Origin of the sequence: Prosthecomicrobium sp. N25 (genome assembly GCF_037203705.1) — a bacterium.
Lineage (GTDB): Bacteria > Pseudomonadota > Alphaproteobacteria > Rhizobiales > Ancalomicrobiaceae > Prosthecodimorpha.
This window is the reverse complement of record NZ_JBBCAT010000016.1, coordinates 1-622: the sequence shown is the minus strand read 5'-3', so window position 1 is coordinate 622 and position 622 is coordinate 1. Positions and strand designations below refer to the sequence as shown.

Here is a 622-nt window from a genome sequence, read left to right as displayed (position 1 = left end):
CGAGCCTGACCGGCAAGATCCGCGCCTCCAACGACGGCGGCAAGCTCCGCATCGAGAACATCTCGACCTCGGACCTGACCGTCACCGGCGTCACCGCCGGCGCCGTCGACGGCGGCTCGGGCACCGGCACGATCGGCGCCAACGAGGTCCGCAAGAACCTGGTCACGCAGTTCAACGACCTGCGCAACCAGCTCGACAAGCTGTCCGACGACGCGTCCTTCAACGGCATCAACCTCCTGAAGGGCGACAAGCTGAAGCTGAGCTTCAACGAGACCTCGACCTCCACCCTCGAGATCCAGGCCAAGGATACCGCGGGCAACGTCCGCGAGATCTCCAACAACAAGCTCGGCATCACGGCCGCCAACAACGCGGAGTTCGAGAGCGACACGTCGCTCGACGCCCGCCTGGACGGCCTGAAGACCGCCCTCGACACGATCCGTTCGCAGTCGTCGTCCTTCGGTTCGAACCTCTCGATCGTTCAGAACCGCCAGGACTTCACCAAGAACATGATCAACACGCTGAAGGGCGGTGCCGACAACCTGACGCTGGCCGATGCCAACGAGGAGGCCGCGAACCTCCTCGCCCTGCAGACCCGCCAGCAGCTCAGCCAGACGGCCCTGTC

Annotated in this window: 1 protein-coding gene; it reads left to right on the top strand. The window is 65.0% G+C overall.

The genetic code is table 11. The annotated features are described in order from the left end of the window. A partial coding sequence (locus WBG79_RS27570; protein ID WP_337360460.1) for a flagellin occupies positions 1 to 622 on the top strand: 622 nt, incomplete at both ends.